21 protein-coding genes are annotated in these 15153 nt (G+C 57.3%); 10 read left to right on the forward strand and 11 right to left on the reverse strand.

Features of this window, described 5'->3' with window-relative positions:
- Positions 1-143: 143 nt before the first annotated feature.
- From QNJ43_RS22535 to QNJ43_RS22545, 3 genes are read right to left on the reverse strand one after another with little or no spacing between them, the layout of a single operon-like run.
- Positions 144-656 carry a TIGR00725 family protein gene (locus QNJ43_RS22535; protein ID WP_300473292.1) on the reverse strand — a complete coding sequence of 171 codons (513 nt, stop codon included), beginning with the start codon at positions 654-656 and terminating at the stop codon, positions 144-146.
- A gap of 11 nt (positions 657-667) precedes the next feature.
- Entirely contained in the window at positions 668-1237 is a 570-nt protein-coding gene (locus QNJ43_RS22540) for a PfkB family carbohydrate kinase (RefSeq protein WP_300473295.1), read from the reverse strand.
- A 60-nt stretch (positions 1238-1297) separates the two neighbouring features.
- Positions 1298-1657, reverse strand: a complete 360-nt coding sequence (locus QNJ43_RS22545) for a hypothetical protein (RefSeq protein ID WP_300473296.1) — start codon at positions 1655-1657, stop codon at positions 1298-1300.
- A gap of 300 nt (positions 1658-1957) precedes the next feature.
- Here QNJ43_RS22545 and QNJ43_RS22550 point away from each other — a divergent pair, with 300 nt between their 5' ends.
- Positions 1958-2335, forward strand: coding sequence for a hypothetical protein (locus QNJ43_RS22550; RefSeq protein ID WP_300473298.1), 378 nt, complete (start codon positions 1958-1960; stop codon positions 2333-2335).
- Here QNJ43_RS22550 and QNJ43_RS22555 read toward each other — a convergent pair.
- Positions 2282-2890, reverse strand: coding sequence for an aldo/keto reductase (locus tag QNJ43_RS22555; protein ID WP_300473301.1), 609 nt, complete (start codon positions 2888-2890; stop codon positions 2282-2284). The two genes, QNJ43_RS22550 and QNJ43_RS22555, sit on opposite strands and share 54 nt — an antisense overlap.
- Before the next feature lie 439 nt (positions 2891-3329).
- Between QNJ43_RS22555 and QNJ43_RS22560 the strand changes: the two genes are divergently transcribed.
- From QNJ43_RS22560 to QNJ43_RS27665, 6 genes are all read left to right on the forward strand, one after another.
- Positions 3330-4067, forward strand: a complete 738-nt coding sequence (locus tag QNJ43_RS22560; protein WP_300473304.1) for a GntR family transcriptional regulator — start codon at positions 3330-3332, stop codon at positions 4065-4067.
- A gap of 325 nt (positions 4068-4392) precedes the next feature.
- Positions 4393-5157 (forward strand): glycosyltransferase family 2 protein, encoded by a 765-nt coding sequence (locus QNJ43_RS22565; protein ID WP_300473307.1) that lies wholly within the window; start codon positions 4393-4395, stop codon positions 5155-5157.
- Complete coding sequence (locus QNJ43_RS22570; RefSeq protein ID WP_300473309.1) at positions 5154-5528, forward strand: hypothetical protein; 375 nt, start codon at positions 5154-5156, stop codon at positions 5526-5528. Before QNJ43_RS22565 ends, QNJ43_RS22570 begins: the two co-directional genes overlap by 4 nt.
- Before the next feature lie 292 nt (positions 5529-5820).
- Positions 5821-6216, forward strand: coding sequence for a hypothetical protein (locus QNJ43_RS22575; RefSeq protein WP_300473312.1), 396 nt, complete (start codon positions 5821-5823; stop codon positions 6214-6216).
- A gap of 134 nt (positions 6217-6350) precedes the next feature.
- Positions 6351-6827: an asparagine synthase C-terminal domain-containing protein gene (locus tag QNJ43_RS27660; RefSeq protein WP_346433101.1), complete on the forward strand. Its 477-nt coding sequence runs from the start codon at positions 6351-6353 to the stop codon at positions 6825-6827.
- 6 nt (positions 6828-6833) lie between these two features.
- Entirely contained in the window at positions 6834-7433 is a 600-nt protein-coding gene (locus QNJ43_RS27665; protein ID WP_346433102.1) for an asparagine synthase-related protein, read from the forward strand.
- 16 nt (positions 7434-7449) lie between these two features.
- Here QNJ43_RS27665 and QNJ43_RS22585 read toward each other — a convergent pair whose 3' ends face one another.
- From QNJ43_RS22585 to QNJ43_RS22600, 4 genes are all read right to left on the reverse strand, one after another.
- A complete protein-coding gene (locus QNJ43_RS22585; protein WP_300473315.1) occupies positions 7450-8166 on the reverse strand; it encodes an FkbM family methyltransferase in 717 nt (238 codons plus the stop codon).
- 168 nt (positions 8167-8334) lie between these two features.
- Positions 8335-8706, reverse strand: a complete 372-nt coding sequence (locus QNJ43_RS22590; RefSeq protein ID WP_300473317.1) for a DCC1-like thiol-disulfide oxidoreductase family protein — start codon at positions 8704-8706, stop codon at positions 8335-8337.
- Positions 8703-8960 (reverse strand): hypothetical protein, encoded by a 258-nt coding sequence (locus tag QNJ43_RS22595; RefSeq protein ID WP_300473319.1) that lies wholly within the window; start codon positions 8958-8960, stop codon positions 8703-8705. The genes QNJ43_RS22590 and QNJ43_RS22595 overlap by 4 nt, the downstream gene beginning before the upstream one ends.
- Positions 8961-9190: 230 nt before the next feature.
- On the reverse strand, positions 9191-10363 hold the full coding sequence (locus QNJ43_RS22600; RefSeq protein WP_300473322.1) for a hypothetical protein: 1173 nt from the start codon (positions 10361-10363) through the stop codon (positions 9191-9193).
- Between the two features lie 537 nt (positions 10364-10900).
- Here QNJ43_RS22600 and purT point away from each other — a divergent pair.
- Positions 10901-12061 carry a formate-dependent phosphoribosylglycinamide formyltransferase gene (purT, locus tag QNJ43_RS22605; protein ID WP_300473325.1) on the forward strand — a complete coding sequence of 387 codons (1161 nt, stop codon included), beginning with the start codon at positions 10901-10903 and terminating at the stop codon, positions 12059-12061.
- On the opposite strand, the gene QNJ43_RS22610 is transcribed toward purT, so the two are convergent.
- Positions 12055-12735, reverse strand: coding sequence for a nuclear transport factor 2 family protein (locus tag QNJ43_RS22610; protein WP_300473327.1), 681 nt, complete (start codon positions 12733-12735; stop codon positions 12055-12057). The genes purT and QNJ43_RS22610 overlap by 7 nt on opposite strands.
- Positions 12736-13126: 391 nt before the next feature.
- Here QNJ43_RS22610 and QNJ43_RS22615 point away from each other — a divergent pair, with 391 nt between their 5' ends.
- Positions 13127-13369 carry a MarR family winged helix-turn-helix transcriptional regulator gene (locus QNJ43_RS22615; protein WP_300473329.1) on the forward strand — a complete coding sequence of 81 codons (243 nt, stop codon included), beginning with the start codon at positions 13127-13129 and terminating at the stop codon, positions 13367-13369.
- A gap of 22 nt (positions 13370-13391) precedes the next feature.
- Here QNJ43_RS22615 and QNJ43_RS22620 read toward each other — a convergent pair whose 3' ends face one another.
- Positions 13392-13886, reverse strand: a complete 495-nt coding sequence (locus QNJ43_RS22620) for a hypothetical protein (protein ID WP_300473332.1) — start codon at positions 13884-13886, stop codon at positions 13392-13394.
- A 590-nt stretch (positions 13887-14476) separates the two neighbouring features.
- On the opposite strand from QNJ43_RS22620, the gene QNJ43_RS22625 reads away from it, so the two are divergent.
- Positions 14477-14740, forward strand: a complete 264-nt coding sequence (locus QNJ43_RS22625) for a hypothetical protein (RefSeq protein WP_300473334.1) — start codon at positions 14477-14479, stop codon at positions 14738-14740.
- Positions 14741-14811: 71 nt separating this feature from the next.
- On the opposite strand, the gene QNJ43_RS22630 is transcribed toward QNJ43_RS22625, so the two are convergent.
- Positions 14812-15069 (reverse strand): hypothetical protein, encoded by a 258-nt coding sequence (locus QNJ43_RS22630; protein WP_300473337.1) that lies wholly within the window; start codon positions 15067-15069, stop codon positions 14812-14814.
- Between the last annotated feature and the right edge of the window lie 84 nt (positions 15070-15153).

Raw genomic sequence — 15153 nt, forward strand, 5'->3', positions numbered from 1 at the left:
GTCCTGATTGGCATGGCATCTTGACCCTGGTTCTGGAAGGAAATCGCGTTTTTCAGTCTTTTTGTTCGACGAAACTGCTCATTGACCGGCAGCTCCGGTGAAGGCTTCAAGTCTCGTTCCACGCCGTGGTTCGCTTGCGCGCTTCACGGCGTCCGCCACGACCGCCGCGGGGGTTTGGGCAAAGACAGCGGCACGACCCTGCGCTGGTCCATCCAGCACCCCTCATCCAGAGAAGCGCGCAAGCGATCGACCCAGCCGGTCGTCCCTTCGAGCACGGTCACCAGCACCCCGGAATCGTAGGCGATGGTGACCTCGTTGAGGGTGCCGACACCGCCGCCGATCATGATCACGCTGTCGCAACTGCGCGCCGTCAGGATGTTGCGAATGGTACCCATCCCCGTCGGGAAGGCGAGCGAGACGTAAGGGTTGGCCTTGGCCTTGTCGGCGTAGGGGAGAAAGCCGGCGGTCAGGCCGCCGTTCTCGCAGGCTCCTTTGAATGATGCTTCCATCACGCCGCCGGTGCCGCCTCCCACAAGAACTGCGCCTGCTTCGGCGATGTGTCGGCCGACTTCATAGGCCGCGTCCAGAATGACGGTAGGCAGGCTTTCACCGGGAGGGGAGCTGCGGCCGATCACGCCGATCGTCATTTTCTGCATGAGGCACTCCATCAATTTGCAAAGCCGTTCTTCGGGAAGGACGCCGCCGCATGCGAGCGCGCGAGAGCGGGAGCGAGATCCCCCACCTTGCGCACCCGGGCGTGCAGATCCCGTGCGCGGCTGCGTGTCTGTTCCGGACCCACCCCGGCCAGATGGAGCGGATCTGCGGTGGCGACGGCAAAGGAGGTTGCCGCTGAGCCAAGCGCTGCGGCCTCGATCAGGTCGCCGGTGATAGACCATTCGGCCAGAAAGCCGCCGCAGAATGCGTCACCCGCTCCGGTCGGGTCGATCACGTCGCCCGAATAGGCAGGCACCTGCCAGAGTTCATTGCCGATCTGGACAAGCACGCCATCGGCCCCCGCCTTGAAGACGACCGTTCTGACCCCGGCTGCACACAGATCCCGGAAGATGCTTTCGAGCGGCTCCCCCGGTGTGATGACGTCGAAGTCGGATGTGCTGGGCAGGAAAACGTCGAGTTCCGGCAGGGTCTCTTCCAGCTTGGCGAAGGGCGAGATCAGAAGATCCGATCGGGCCGGGTAATCCGACTGGACAAAGGCGGCCCGCCCGGCGGGACGCCCCACCAGATCGCGATGCTTCGTTAGCGGCAGCAGCGGGAGATGCCAGAAGTCGATTTCGTCGAGCTAGTCGGCAGGGATGTCGTCGGCGGTCGGGGCACCCAGCGGAAGGACGTCCGGCTGGCTGGTCGTGTCCACGAAGGCGGCGCGCACGGCGGCGGGCTGATGCTCGATCATATATGCGGGGACCGGCTGTATGCGCGAACCGTCGGGAATATGCGCGAAGGTCACGCGCACCGGGTGCGAGCGGTCGATCCGCTTCACGGCCGAAACGTCAAGCCCTGCGTCCGTCAGCACGTCGAGCACGGTTTCGGGATAGTCGTTTCCCACCACCGTGAGAACGCGCTGTGTCGAGCCGCAGGTCAGGGCCCCCCAGGGACGACCAAAGGGCGTTCCCGCCCACCTTGTTGATGACGTAACGTTCATCCGGCGCCAGGATGCTGTCGATGCTGAACGACCCCGCGACAGCCAGTTTCGGGGCGGGTGAGTTGGACGGCATCGCTTCCCTTTTCCATTCGTCTGACCGGGGTTGCCGCTACCTCAAAGCGCCCAAAAACTCATACAGAATTTAATCGTACAAAATATTCATTGTCCAACAATAAATTTTGCAATGCTGCAATTTGCAGTTCTGGCGTTGATTTTCCGGGCGGTTCTGGAGGGAGGGGCGCTGGCGGGAGGCGGGCGAGATGTCCGGGAATTTTACGCGGATGTGTGCGGGGTCTGGCGGTGTTCCGGCTGCAGGGCGGGAGAAACCCAACCGGCATTTCGCGGGTCCACATTGTCGCCCGGAGCGACGGCGGTATCGATCGCGTCAAGCAGATCGGTCGGCAGGGTTATGTCGTCGGCGAGGAGGAGCTGGTCAAGCTGTTCCGAGGTTCGCGGCCCCAGCAGGACGGACGTAACGTCCGGATGCTCCAGACATCAGGCCAAGCTCATTTGCGACAGGGTCAATCCCGCTTCGCCGGCAAGGGCGACGAGCTTTTCAACCAGCGCCAGCTTGCGTTCGTCATCCGCTTTGACGAAGGGGTTGCCGCTGGCTGCGCGCGATTCTTACGGCACGGGTTGCCCGACGCGGTATTTCCCGGTCAGCCAGCCACCGTTTAGCGGGCTCCAGACCAGCGTGCCCAAGCCGTATTTGCGGCAGGTCGGCAGGACGGATCGTTCGATGCCGCGCACGAAAATGGAATAGGGCGCTTGCTCGCTGACGAGCCCGCTCTCCGTTGCCTTTTCCGCCGCCCATTGTGCCTCGACAATCAGTTCTGCCGGGAAAACGGAGGATCCGGCGAAGCGGATCTTGCCCGCTTGAACAAGTTCGTCGGAGGCTGCGACCGTTTCCTCGATCGGGGTTTTCGGATCGGGTCTATGGAGCTGGTAGAGATCGATATAGTCGGCCTTCAGCCTGCGGAGGCTGTCTTCGACGGCCTTCACCATCCAGCACCGCGAACCGCCGGACTTCTGGAGCTCGCCGCTCATCGGCAGGCCCAGCTTGGTTGCCAGAACGACGCTGTCGCGGCGTCCCTTCAGGGTCTCTCCGAGCGCCTCTTTCACGGCTCCGTTGTCGTAGACATCGGCCGTGTCGATGAGATTGATGCCAGCTTCGAGTGCCTGGTCGACCAGTCGGGTAGCCGCGCTGCCGTCCTTTGCGGTTAGAAGCGACATGGTCCCGAAACCGAACTGTGACACGTCAGGTCCGCGTTCTCCAAGTGTCGTTCTCTGCATGGTTTGTCTCCGTGTGTCGGTGATGTTGTTTATGGGTCTATTGCAGTGCAGCAATCCGAGACCCGCGTTTCATTCGGCTTCAATCATGTTCACACCATAGATAATAGTGTGGCAGATCGATTTGAGGCGAGCGCGTTCGACTGATCGGGCGGGATGGTGCGGGTTGCACGGCGGTGGATTGTGCCGCATCGTCCTTGCAACCCGCCGCCCCTTGCGAGTCGGGCGTTCCCCGATGGGCTTCGGGGCGTGAGGGTGCTTGCGGGCCGGGGCTTGCAGATTTGAGCTGTGGGCGGATTGGAGCTGTAGGAAGACGGAAATGGCAGAAGAACAACAGCTCCGCGTCCGGCCGCTTCGCGACCGGCGTCCTCTTTAGGTTCAGGTGTACGACCAACTGGTCGATGCGTTGCGCAAACAGGGTAAGCCCGGCGATCTGATTCCCCCGGAACTGGAGCTCTCCGCCGAACTGGGTGTGAGCAGAACGGTTTTGCGCGAGGCGCTTCGTCTTCTGGAAGAGGATGGGATTATCGAGCGCGGCATCGACCCGCGCCGACGCCAGCTTGCCATGCCATCTTCCCGTCCGTCCGCATTCAACGCGCCGCTGGAAGACATGCTGTATGCCGGCGACCGGATCTCCGTCCGCGTCATCCGGACGGAGTTGATCGTGCCGACCGCCTGGAGTTCCGCCTTGCTGGAACTGTCGAGGAACGAGGTTGAGCTAGTGTGTCGGGAAAGCCTGTTTTCTCTCGGAACAGAACCCGTTGCCTCGGCGCTGGAGGTCGTTCCGGTCACCGATGTGGCGTCGGCGTCCTATATCGGGAGTATTGGTCGTGAGGCGACGGCAGGCGGAGAGACGCTTCTGGCGGCGCTCGGGCCCCAGTTTCGATCAAGATGCGCTCCGACGCTCTGGCGGCTTGCCGCGACCTCTTCAGGCGGCGGATCTCGAACGGGATTTTCGCGTTCCCGTCCGGACGATCCGGTAACCAGTCTGACGACCGTACTCAGCCGAAACGGCAAGCCCGTCTATCTGGCCAAGCACTTGCTGAGGCTGAACCTGGTTTTATTCGCAGTCGGCGGAAATGCGACGGAGATAGGTCCGCTTCTCTCGCAGGTTCCCTGAATGCGTTTAGCGTTTGAAGGAAGTGTGGGGTGGGGGCAGCTTCCATATCGCCATAATCAAGTGTCCTTCGGGAGGGGGCTGGAATTCCTTAGGCTCGTCTCGCATGAGGGCATATTGCGCACGGCTTGAATGCGAATGGCGAAGTAAATAAATATTTAAAATATTTAATTATAATATACTGTAGCAGAATATTTTACCTGAAATTCGCGTATATTGGGTTGGGAACGCTACGGAATATTAAGTCGACCTTTCACAAATGATGCGCTATATAGATTGAAAATACACCAATCCAACCACTTTTTTATTTTAGGGACTTTGGCGCGTCATGAGTGCGCAAAACGTCGATTTGAAAACAGGTGAATACTCGGATGAAGCGGCTCGCGAATTTTGCGAGGCTTTCAATTTTGATGTTGCTCCCAAAATAGCGCCGGCTGACGTCACTGCCGTCGTCTTGTGTCATAACGAGGCGCTGCGCCTGCCGGATTTTCTTGCTCATCACAAAGCGGCAGGCGTCGGTCGTTTCATCGTTATCGACAACTCCTTCGATGACGGAAGCGCGGAGATTCTTGATGCGGATCCGAGCGTGGTTCGGTTGCCATCCGCGAAGCCCTATTCGTCCTATAAATCCATCTGGCGACGTCTGGTGGCGGACCGATATCTTGACGGGCGTTGGTGCCTCTTCATTGATGTCGATGAACTCCTCATCTATCCTGGTTGGCCGGAGGTCAGCCTGCCGGAGTACCTTCGTGATGTGGACAAGGCGGGGTTCGAGGGCTTGCTCTCCATCATGGTGGACATGTACCCGGATTGTCCGCTCAGCGAACTCCGCTACGAGGTGGGATCTTCGATGATCGAGGCGGCCCCCTTCTTCGATGTCGGAAATTACCGGATGGAACTCTACACTCCGGCACAACTTCGCGAATTCGCAACTCCTGCGGTGCATGTGCGCGGGGGCGCGCGGGAGCGTGTTTTCCACGATCAGGCGTCGCGCTTTGACAGTCTGATCAATCATTTCCTGATCCGGATATTCTTTTTAATCTTCGGCGTAAGCAAAGCGCTGGCCGGTTCAGAAGAAAGCTCGATAGCATGACGCGTAAGCGGATCAACCGAAACAAGCAGGGACCTGGGCTTCCCAACATGAGCAAGGTCGCGCTCCTGAAGTGGCGCAAGGGATACCAGTTCTCTTCAGGCGTTCACCGTCTCAAGTCTTTTCTTGCGATGGCACCGGATATCGTCACGTTGCTGCACTTCAAGTATCATGACGACTTCCATCATAGGTCTGCCTATTTCGCGGAGCGTGGACAACACGTGCAGGCGGGGGCCCACTACAAGCATTACGCGTCGGAATTTCACAAAGTGATCGACAAGCCACTGACCTGTTCAAGGTCAACGCGTTTCACCGGTTTGCAAAGCCTCAGGAAGGCTGGATTGATCCGAACGATTTTATCCGCGCGATCCTGATTGCATCACGCTGCGGCAGCATTTATGGCTGATGTAATGCCCGAATAAAACTTCCTGACTTGAGCCGAATTGGAATAGCGAAGTGTGCGAAATAATTGGCATTTCGGGTAGAGTCGGCTCTGTTTGCGCAACCGACCCCGATTGCCTGCAGGATTTGCGGCGCGCGCGGGATCTCATGGTGGCACGAGGGCCCGATGTGGCCGGGGATTCTGTGATCCCCATTGAGATGGATGGACTAGAGTGCGCAGTGCCTGGTTGGGATAACGGCGTCTGTCGATCATCGATCTCAGCGATGCCGGGCGCCAGCCGATGTGGTCAGACTGCGGTCGTTATGCGATCACGTACAACGGCGAAATCTACAATTCCGTCGGTTTGCGTGCAGACCGGACGCCGTTTCCGCTCCACTTGTGATACCGAGGTGATCGTCAACGGATTTGCGGAGTGGGGCGAGGCCGTCGTGGACCGGCTGCAAGGCATGTTTGCCTTTGGCATCTGGGATAAGCAAACCGGCTCGCTGTTCCTTGCGCGGGATCGTACCGGCATGAAGCCGCTATTTTATGCGAAAGGTCCGCATGGCATCGCTTTTGCCTCAGGCGCCTGTGTTATCAATGCCTTAGGGCTTGGAAGCGGACTCGATCCTGAAGCCGCTGCACTCTACTTCGTGTTTGGCTATGTTCCCTCGCCTTGATCCATTTGGCAGGGGATCTCAAAACTTCCTGCTGCGCATGTGCTCACGTGGTCGCTCGGCGGCTCGAATGAGCCGCGCGCTCCTATTGGTTTGCACCCGAGGCAACCGGCAATGGCGAGCATTCTCTCGACCGGTTGGAGGAGCTGATCGACACAATTGTCGAAACACATCTGCTGTCTGATGTCCCTGTCGGGATCTTTCTGTCCGCGGGGATCGATTCCAGTCTCATTGCGTCATCCGCCAAGGTGGCTGCGGCGCGAACGTATCTTTCCGCTGTTACAATCGGCTTTCCGGGGTCAGTTGATGATGAAGCCGTCGTTGCCGGTCGAACGGCTGCAGCTCTCAATCTGGAATGGACATCGCTTGCGATGGGAGAAGACAATTCCCGCGCCTATTTCGATCGCGCGCTAGCTGCGCTTGATGGGCCGATCGCCTATTCCGCTGTGATCACACAGGCTGTTGTCTCTGAACTCGCGGCCCAACGCTACAAGGTGATGTTGTCTGGCGACGGTGGAGAGGAAGCCTTCGGCGGCTACAAATGGTACGACAATCTCGATGCACCGCTTGTCGAAACGCGGAAGAAATCCATCCGAGGATGGTTGCGAAAATGATCTGCATTGCAGAGCTTTGCAGCGCGTTCTCCGCTTCACCGCAATTTGCGCCGGATCGCGTCGGCCTTTGCGCCGGAAGAGGCGGCAGATCTTGTCCAAGGGGTTTCGGCAACGCGGGTAAACGAACTCGTCGATTCCATATTGGAGCAACATGACGCTCTCGATTTGCCGTTGAAGCGCCGTTTTCAGCGGATCGATCTCATGACATTCTGCGCGGATGCGATCTGTCCGAAGATCGACCGCACCGGAATGGCTGCAAGTCTTGAGGTTTGCCCGCCGTTGCTCGATCACTGGATCGTGGAATTCGGGATTTCTGCTCCGGTCTGTCCGGAATTCGACCGTGAGCCCAAGGCGGCCTTGCGCGAAATCCTCCGACGCCGGCAACTCTCACACCTGTTGCAGGAGCCCAGGCGTGGCTTCAGCCTGAAGGATGTCAACGAAATGGAACTACTGGGAGTCGGCCGGGAACCTCGGAGCGAGTCGATTCTAGCTGCGGGGTGGCGCAAAAGATTGAAACGGGACAAGCGTCCGTCGCGAGACCGGGTCCGGGCCATTTCCTATCTGGACACGTGGCTGGATCGGGTTGTTTCCGTTGCCGCCGAGTGAAGCGATGACGTTCTGATCAGCCCATGCGGCACTTGAAGAGAGCGACTTTCTTCGTCTCTCCTCCTGCCATCTCGAAGCCGCGCTCCTCAAACGATGTCACGAGCGCATCGTTAGCCTCGTTTCCGACGATCTTCGGGTGAAGTTCGATGATGATCTTGTCTATGCCGGACAAGTCCACATCGGCCAGGACATCGATCTCCGCTCCTTCGATATCGCAGACAAGTGCGGTCGGGCGGATCTCTGCCAGAACATCGGCGATCGCTCTGGCGCTCACAGTGGTTTCCCCGCCGAAACTCCGATCGATCAAGCCGGAGGAAATGATGTTGTCGTCTCGAAAGAAGGTCAGCTCGCTGCCCTCTCTGGAGATCGCATGCATGCAGAGCGTCGGCGAGACGCCGTTGAGTTCGTGCGTCTTGCGGATCACTCGCTCCAGATCCGGGTTCGTCTCATAGGTCGTGACGTTGTCGGAACCGCAGATCTGCGCGCAAAGCATGCCCATGAAGCCGATGCCGCCGCCCAGTTCCAGCACCTGGTCACGATGAGAGAGTTCCGCTTTGCAGATGGCTGCCTCAGACCGTTCGTAGCGCCCTTCATAGACGAGATTACTCACATAGTTGGGCACGTAGGCCGGATCCGTCGGCAGGCATACGCCGTGGACCGTGAATGTCCGTGGCCGCAGACGCCGGATCAGCTTCAGTCGCCATTTTGCGTACTTCTTTTTGATCGGGGCCATCGTGTCCACTTAATGCAATTCAATGGAATGCGCAGGCGGTTCTCATCTGCAGCCACGATGTATCGTCGAAATTCCACTGCAGTATGCACGGCACTTTAGGCGGCCCTGTGTTTCGTTGCGAGCCTGCTTGGCCGTATTGGTCGGCTTGTCCCCGGAAAGTGCCGAATATCAGGAGATGGGCTGCCTGCCGAGCAGTCGGAGCGTCATGTTCCGTCCTAAGCGCAAGGCAGGGTACAGCGTGACGGCAAGCGGGCGATGGGCCATAACCGTGCTCATCAGACGATTGTCAAGACCGCTGCGACTTGAGAGCATCGAGAGTAGGTGCAGGCAGTCAGCCCCGAAATACTCGCGGCCTTTGTAACGCGCCAGCATGCCCTCGTTCAGGTCGTAACCTTGAGCTCGCACCTTGGCGACGAATGGGTGATCCGATCGGGCGTCAATCAGTTCCACCGTTCCGATAGCGTCGCGCAGTTGTGTCATGGTCACATAACGGCTGCAGAACGTGCATCCTCCATCGTAGATGATCTCTATTCCGCTCATTTTGGACTGCTTTCGGTCATTCCTGGTGACGCGCCCAATGCCGTTGGAATCGAGAATTCCGATGACGCGCGCACATCCATCTCCGGTTCTGTTTCTCCCAAGCGTACGCATTCTGAGGTCGTTCGGTAGACATCGTGATCAATCCGGTCGGGGGCGAGGCTTGCAAATTCGGAAAACAGAAACGGATTGGACCAGATGTGGTGCGGATAGAGATCGTAGCGATAGGTGCCGTCGACTTCGAAACGCTCCAGCATGTAGGCATGGAGCAGTTGTATGACGGCACTATCTCGGCTGGTTGGCGCTGGAAATGCTGTTTTGCATCCGCGGGGAAGCGGCAATCGTCCATGGCCTCGTGGAATTCGTCAACGCGTTGGGTCGTACCCCAGGTGACTGTCGGGAACTGGCCGGTTTCGGGCCGTCCCAACCTGCCCTGTGCGGCGGTGACTGAAACCGTACCGAAGAAATTCGAGGGAACGCGGATCTCCTACCCTTCGGAGGTCACCGCGAAGAGTTGCGAGCTGACCAGAGCGGGAGTGTCATACCAGCCGAGCCGGGCGATGGTGAAGACGTGTGGCGCCATGATAGTGACGATGACGGCGAGAATGACGATGGTTCCGTGTTCTACCCGTTTCGGCAATTTCCGCATTGCAGCGACAAGAGCAAGATTGAGAACGATCCACTTCCAGAAAAAGATGCCCGTCAGAAGAAATATGATCAGATGTGTGAGGTTGTAAAACAGGGTCACCGCGATCATGGTGGCGCGGCGCGTGATGAAAACAACCGATGCGAGCTGGCCGATCAGGATCGTCGAGTTGATGATCGGAACGAGGAGACCTGCTGCCGTCACGCTGAACAAGGCAAATTCTGGCCATTGTGCGAACGGGAATGATCCTTCGACCCAAGCGTTGATGCTCAGTAGGTCGGTTGGATTTTCGCGCACCCAGAATAGTGGGCCGCCGTCCAGCATGATCTTTTGCAGGCCGGAGAAGAAGTAGTTCGAAAAGTGAGCTGCTACACCCATCATGAACAGAAGGAGCGTCGCATCTCGGATTTCGATCTGGTACGCCGCAGGAATGCGTGCGCGTAGTTTTGCAATCGTGCCTCCGCCAAGAAGAGAAAGGCCGAGGCCGAGGAAAATGGCCATCTCTACGAGCGGAATATAATCCGTCGGCGAGATCTGAATGCCGAACAGATGTGCGGCTGCCCCCTTCTTCGCCATAACTACCGCTACGGGCACCATGACCAGCGCCGGTCGCCAGAATGAGAGGATTGAGAACAGAAGGGCCAGATAGGATGCGATCCGGAGTGCAATCTCGAGAAAATCGGCCGATCGGGAAATGTCTGAAGGGTAGGTCACGACTGCAAGGACCGCATAGAGTCCGAGCAGCAATCCGATGACCCGGATGACGATGTTCGGTGAAGGAGCGGCTGCGGATGCGATCGGCCCGGGCGTGACCGCGCAAATCGCGAGGGTGATGAGCGGGATAATCAGGCCTTGCCATGAACCTGCGCGTGCAAGGTCGTGTGCCGCTTCCTTGAACAGGGCGAAGATCAGAATGACAAGGAGCGCGAAGATTATTTCGGTTGATATCGTTCGCAGTTTTCCTTGAAAGGCTTCTCCGGTGTTCGTAATCGGCGGCTGAATGAAATTCAGCATTGTCTGATCGAAATTCGCTCTAAAATTGCGTATTCCTCGCCAGAAAATGGATGCGTCGACATGTCTGGGGGGGGGGTCGCGGGATTTGTATACTTTGATATTTTAATCGGGTCGAGAGCGAGATGACGATCTGCGGAATCAACCTTGGGTTATAGAGGGAAGAGAAACAGATTTATATCATCCTAATTATTTGTTTCACGGGATGAATCGAGTTTCTTCATTCTCCAATCCGCGATGCGCATTCATGAGACAAGGTGCGGGGTCCGCAGGTAACAGGCATGATCTGATGCGCTGTCGTAAATCGGAGATAATTTTACTTGGCCCTTGGCGACGAGCTTGCGTCAGAGGCTCGTCGGTTGTCTGTGGAACATCTGCGATCCGACAGGCAATGCAGGCAGTGGCTCACGATATGCCGTATCCTGTCCGGCACATTGGGGATTCGCTCAATTCGCAGTTTCGGCGGGGTGGGGGTCGTTTCACGGTTCTTTGAGGCAATCGGCGAAAAGGTCGTCGGACGACAACGTAGGAAAAGATTCGATGACGAAAATCATGCTGCTCGGTTCGGGAGAACTTGGAAAGGAAGTCGTCATCGCGTTGAAGTGTTTCGGTCATACCGTCGTCGCTTGTGACTCCTATGCCGGAGCGCCCGCAATGCAGGTTGCGGATGATTTCGAGATATTTTCGATGCTTGATGCGGATGCTCTCGATGCTGCGGTCGCCAAGCATGCGCCTGAGATTATCGTGCCGGAGGTGGAGAGCATTCGTACTAACTGCCTCTACGCCTATGAAGAGCAGGGCATTCAGATCACGCCCAGTGCCAAGGCAGCCAATTTCACGATGAACCGCAAACTCATTCGCGATCTGGCGGCGAAGGATTTGGGCCTGCTCACTGTGCCCTACGGCTATGCCACGACCTACGATGAATTCCTGGCGTCCGTCGAAAAGGTCGGTTTGCCGTGCGTGGTGAAGCCGTTGATGTCCAGTTCGGGCAAGGGGCAATCCGTCGTCCGGATGGAAGAGGACATGAAGGCGGCGTTTGATTATGCGCTTGAAGGGACTCGCGGCGATATCAAGGAGATGATCGTTGAAGGGTTCATTTCCTTCCACACCGAGATCACCCTGTTGACGGTCACGCAGAAAGCGGGAGAAACCCTGTTCTGCGCCCCCATCGGACATCGGCAGGAGCGCGGTGATTATCAGGAGAGCTGGCAGCCCTGCTTCGTCTCCTCCGATCAACTCCGCGAATGTCAGGAGATGGCCACCAAGGTAACCTCGGCACTTGGCGGGGCCGGTATCTGGGGGATCGAGTTCTTTCTCTCCGATGATGTCGTCTATTTTTCGGAACTCAGCCCCCGTCCCCATGACACGGGTATGGTGACGCTCGCCGGCACTCAGAATTTCAATGAGTTCGAGTTGCATGCGCGTGCTCTTCTGGGATTGCCGATCCCCGAGATCGAGCAGCGATATCCCGCAGTCAGTGCCGTGATTTTGGCGGAGAAGGAGGGCGAGCCCCACTACTCGGGAATTGAAGCCGCCTGTGCCTACCCTCAGTCGGATCTCAAGATCTTCGGTAAGCCCACCACTCGCTCCTATCGCCGAATGGGGGTGGCCCTGGCCTATGACCGTCACGGCGAAAAGAGCATCGAACAGTTGCGGGCCCGGGCTGCGGAAATCGCTTCGAAAGTGAAAGTTCACTGACCGCGTTCGAAAGCTGGGGGAAGGCGTAGCGCCTGCGTGTCTGGCACGCGGGGCGTCTTCGCGTCCCGCGCGATCGAAGCGATGGCAGTGAAGTGTGTGCTCGTCTGCTGCCGCGGCCCTCTCAAGGGTGCATCAACACCGAGCGGGATGGGTAATCGGTTGCCCAGCCTTCCTTCAACGGCGCGATGAAGACGTTTTCGGTTCGCGTCCGTGAGATTAGCCAGGAATCCGTTTCGTTTGACGAAGGCGTTGTTCAATCGGCTGGACCGCAGGAGCGATGAGCCGTCGTCAAAGATCCACGGCTGACAATGCACCCATTGGCCCTCCGCCGTGTCTCCATCGACGTGGATCTGTTCCGATGTGAGGTAGTGCACGTTGAGGAGTAGGGCGGGCTTGCGATCCGGTGACCAGAATTTCTCGAAATGGGTGCGAATGGCGGCCTTGCCGTCGCACCTGCCGAACTGGCAATCATAGTATTCGCCGACCCCTTCCAAAACCGCATCGTCGCTGTAGAGCGCCATGATGGCATCGACACGGGCGGCATCGTCATTGATGCCGAATTCAGGGCAGGGCGTGTCACACAGGAACATGTAGCGTGCCTGCAAGCGGTGGATTTCACTTTCCGCCTCCAATCTGTTCACCTTGTCGGCCTGTTCTCTTACGATACGTTCCATTGTCGATTCTTACCCAAAGTTTGGCTCCTGTGTGGAGCGTCGCTGCCGTTCGCCGTTTTCATGTTGTGTCTTGGAACGAAGAAGGTTTGCCTTTCCTCGTTCGTGCAATTAAGGAGGCGTTTCCCGACTGCTTGTTTCACAGCGGCGAAAATCGTTCCTCATCCGATTCATGAAACGCAAATGACGAAAACAGACAGCTCAGCGCTCCCGTTCCAATCGAAGTTCGAGTGGCCGTTCTACTGGATTTCGCGGGTCAGCGACCGCTACACGCTTGAGATGGATCGCCTTCTGAAACCTCAGGGGCTCGATGTTTCTCGCTGGCGTGTTCTGTCGTCACTGCCTGAGCATGAATATCTGAGCGTCTCCGAAATCGCCGATTTCTGCATTCTGAATGCTCAGCACAACGACCAAGATCGTCCAGCGCATGACCGCCGAAGGCCTGGCGATCACCTGGATCAGCCCGAGCGATGGCCGGGTGACGGAAGTGAGCCTTACCGATGCCGACCTCGAAGCGGTATTGCGAGCCGCCAACACTGCCAAGCGGGTCTGTGAGCGAACCTTCTCCGAGATCAGCGAAGACGAGATGAAACAGGTCAACCAGGTGCTCAAGAAGATCTTCGAGCGACTGATCTGATCATCCGGTCCCGAATTGCGTTTCAATTGGCAGTCGAGCCATCGCGGAACCTGAATTCCGCAATGACGACGCCTGAACTCTCCTGCGGTCTCAAAGGGCCGGAATAGCCAGCTCGCGGCCCATTCGGGCTTCGATGCGCATGTAGCGCCACAAGCGGTATTCCCCCCACTTCGATCGTGCGGAACATATTGCAGGCGGCCTTGACCGTGTTGCGATCAGGACAATCGGCTAGGATGTAGCACGTCCACGGGAAGGCGTCGGGCGATGTGCCAACCATGGTTTCATCGTCGTCCATGGTGCCGAGGATGGTGACGCCCGGCAGGTCCGCCACGCCCCTCAGGAATTCGGAAAATCCCTTCCAGATCGGACTGATATCGCTGAACGTCAGGTCGAAAAATTTTTGTGCACTGCAATATAAAACAGCGTGCAGAGAGGTGTCTGTTCGCTCATTCGAATGTTCCCTTATTGGTATCGTTGTTTTGCCTTTTGAGGGCGTCTGTGCAGTCAGCGAGAGCAAAGAGGCTGAAAAAATATCATTTGCAGCCGCCTTGTCGAACGCCGGTTCACAGAGGCTGGTATAAAAACGAGAAAAATAAAGTGATTATTCTCATATTATGCCTTGAAAATTTTGCACTGCATATATTGACAATTATCAAAATTACGGTTATTTTCACATAATTATAAAAATCCGAGAACAGATAACCATCAGCAAAAAGGATGCGTAGACGGACCGGGTCATCAGTCCTCTCGAGAAATCTGCACAACGCCAAAAACACTTCGAAAATTCAGTCACGTCATGTCGCGCAATAACGGAAGGCTTTTGTCTGTTCGAACGATGTTTGTCGCACATGTTGCTCTCACGCGCGGCCTGAAAGGCCGGGTAAAGATCTGTGACTTCCGAATTTATCGGACTGCAGCCGATGCGGTTGCGGTCAACGGCGAGTTGTGTCCCGAGCTCTCCCGCTGTGCGTGGATTCCTCATCTGAAAACAAAAAACATCTCACCTGAAAAACCATAAACCTCGCCTGAAAAACCAGAAAGGGAATAAAGATAGTGAAGCATATTCGGAAATTCTGTCATATTGCAGCGGTCGCTACCGCGGCTGCCTTGAGTGCAACAAGCGCCCTTGCGGAACAGGCCCTAACCATGTCGGTCTGGCTGCCGCCTGCCCATCCGCTCGTGTCCGAAGTGCTGGTGCCCATGACCGACGACATCAAGACGGCGACGGACGGTCGTGTCTCCGTTCGGGTCCTGGCCGTACCGCTCGCTCCTCCTTCCGGTCAGTTCGACCTGGTGGCCAACGGCATCGCCTATTGCAATGGGCGTGCAGAACTATACGCCTGGCCGTTTCCGCACCTCCGGACTGGCTGAAATGCCGTTCCTCGGCGACGATACGACCGCCCGGTCGCTTGCCTACTGGAAGGCGTTCAACAAAACCCTGATCAACGCCAAAGAATATGACGGGGTGAAGGTTCTAGGCCGTATTCACCCACGGTCCGGGCGAGGCGTTCTCCAAGAGCCAGCCGTTGACGGCTCTCGACGCCTTCAACGGCATGAAGGTCCGCGTCGGCGGCGGCATAGCGCACGATGTCTCCATCGCGGTCGGCGGCGTGCCGATCGAAGGTCCGGTTTCCAAAGCTTACGAGCTTCTGTCTCAGGGGATTGCCGACGGTCTCTTCTTTCCCTTCGAGTCCATTCATTCCTTCGGCTTGACGCCCCTGATGAAATACGGGCTCACGGTTCCCGGCGGCTTGTACAGAACGTCCATGTTCATCGTGATGAAC

This window comes from Breoghania sp. (genome assembly GCF_030066895.1).
GTDB lineage: Bacteria > Pseudomonadota > Alphaproteobacteria > Rhizobiales > Stappiaceae > Breoghania.

What these genes read in the sequence shown, in the direction of transcription:
- QNJ43_RS22535 (WP_300473292.1), bottom strand. Translation starts at nt 656, where the DNA reads ATGCAGAAAATGACGATCGGCGTGATCGGCCGCAGCTCCCCTCCCGGT.
- QNJ43_RS22545 (WP_300473296.1), bottom strand. Translation starts at nt 1,657, where the DNA reads ATGAACGTTACGTCATCAACAAGGTGGGCGGGAACGCCCTTTGGTCGT.
- QNJ43_RS22555 (WP_300473301.1), bottom strand. Translation starts at nt 2,890, where the DNA reads ATGTCGCTTCTAACCGCAAAGGACGGCAGCGCGGCTACCCGACTGGTC.
- QNJ43_RS22565 (WP_300473307.1), top strand. Translation starts at nt 4,393, where the DNA reads ATGAGTGCGCAAAACGTCGATTTGAAAACAGGTGAATACTCGGATGAA.
- QNJ43_RS22570 (WP_300473309.1), top strand. Translation starts at nt 5,154, where the DNA reads ATGACGCGTAAGCGGATCAACCGAAACAAGCAGGGACCTGGGCTTCCC.
- QNJ43_RS22575 (WP_300473312.1), top strand. Translation starts at nt 5,821, where the DNA reads ATGCCGGGCGCCAGCCGATGTGGTCAGACTGCGGTCGTTATGCGATCA.
- QNJ43_RS22585 (WP_300473315.1), bottom strand. Translation starts at nt 8,166, where the DNA reads ATGGCCCCGATCAAAAAGAAGTACGCAAAATGGCGACTGAAGCTGATC.
- QNJ43_RS22590 (WP_300473317.1), bottom strand. Translation starts at nt 8,706, where the DNA reads ATGAGCGGAATAGAGATCATCTACGATGGAGGATGCACGTTCTGCAGC.
- QNJ43_RS22595 (WP_300473319.1), bottom strand. Translation starts at nt 8,960, where the DNA reads ATGCTGGAGCGTTTCGAAGTCGACGGCACCTATCGCTACGATCTCTAT.
- QNJ43_RS22600 (WP_300473322.1), bottom strand. Translation starts at nt 10,363, where the DNA reads ATGCTGAATTTCATTCAGCCGCCGATTACGAACACCGGAGAAGCCTTT.
- purT (WP_300473325.1), top strand. Translation starts at nt 10,901, where the DNA reads ATGACGAAAATCATGCTGCTCGGTTCGGGAGAACTTGGAAAGGAAGTC.
- QNJ43_RS22610 (WP_300473327.1), bottom strand. Translation starts at nt 12,735, where the DNA reads ATGGAACGTATCGTAAGAGAACAGGCCGACAAGGTGAACAGATTGGAG.
- QNJ43_RS22615 (WP_300473329.1), top strand. Translation starts at nt 13,127, where the DNA reads ATGCTCAGCACAACGACCAAGATCGTCCAGCGCATGACCGCCGAAGGC.
- QNJ43_RS22630 (WP_300473337.1), bottom strand. Translation starts at nt 15,069, where the DNA reads ATGAATGGACTCGAAGGGAAAGAAGAGACCGTCGGCAATCCCCTGAGA.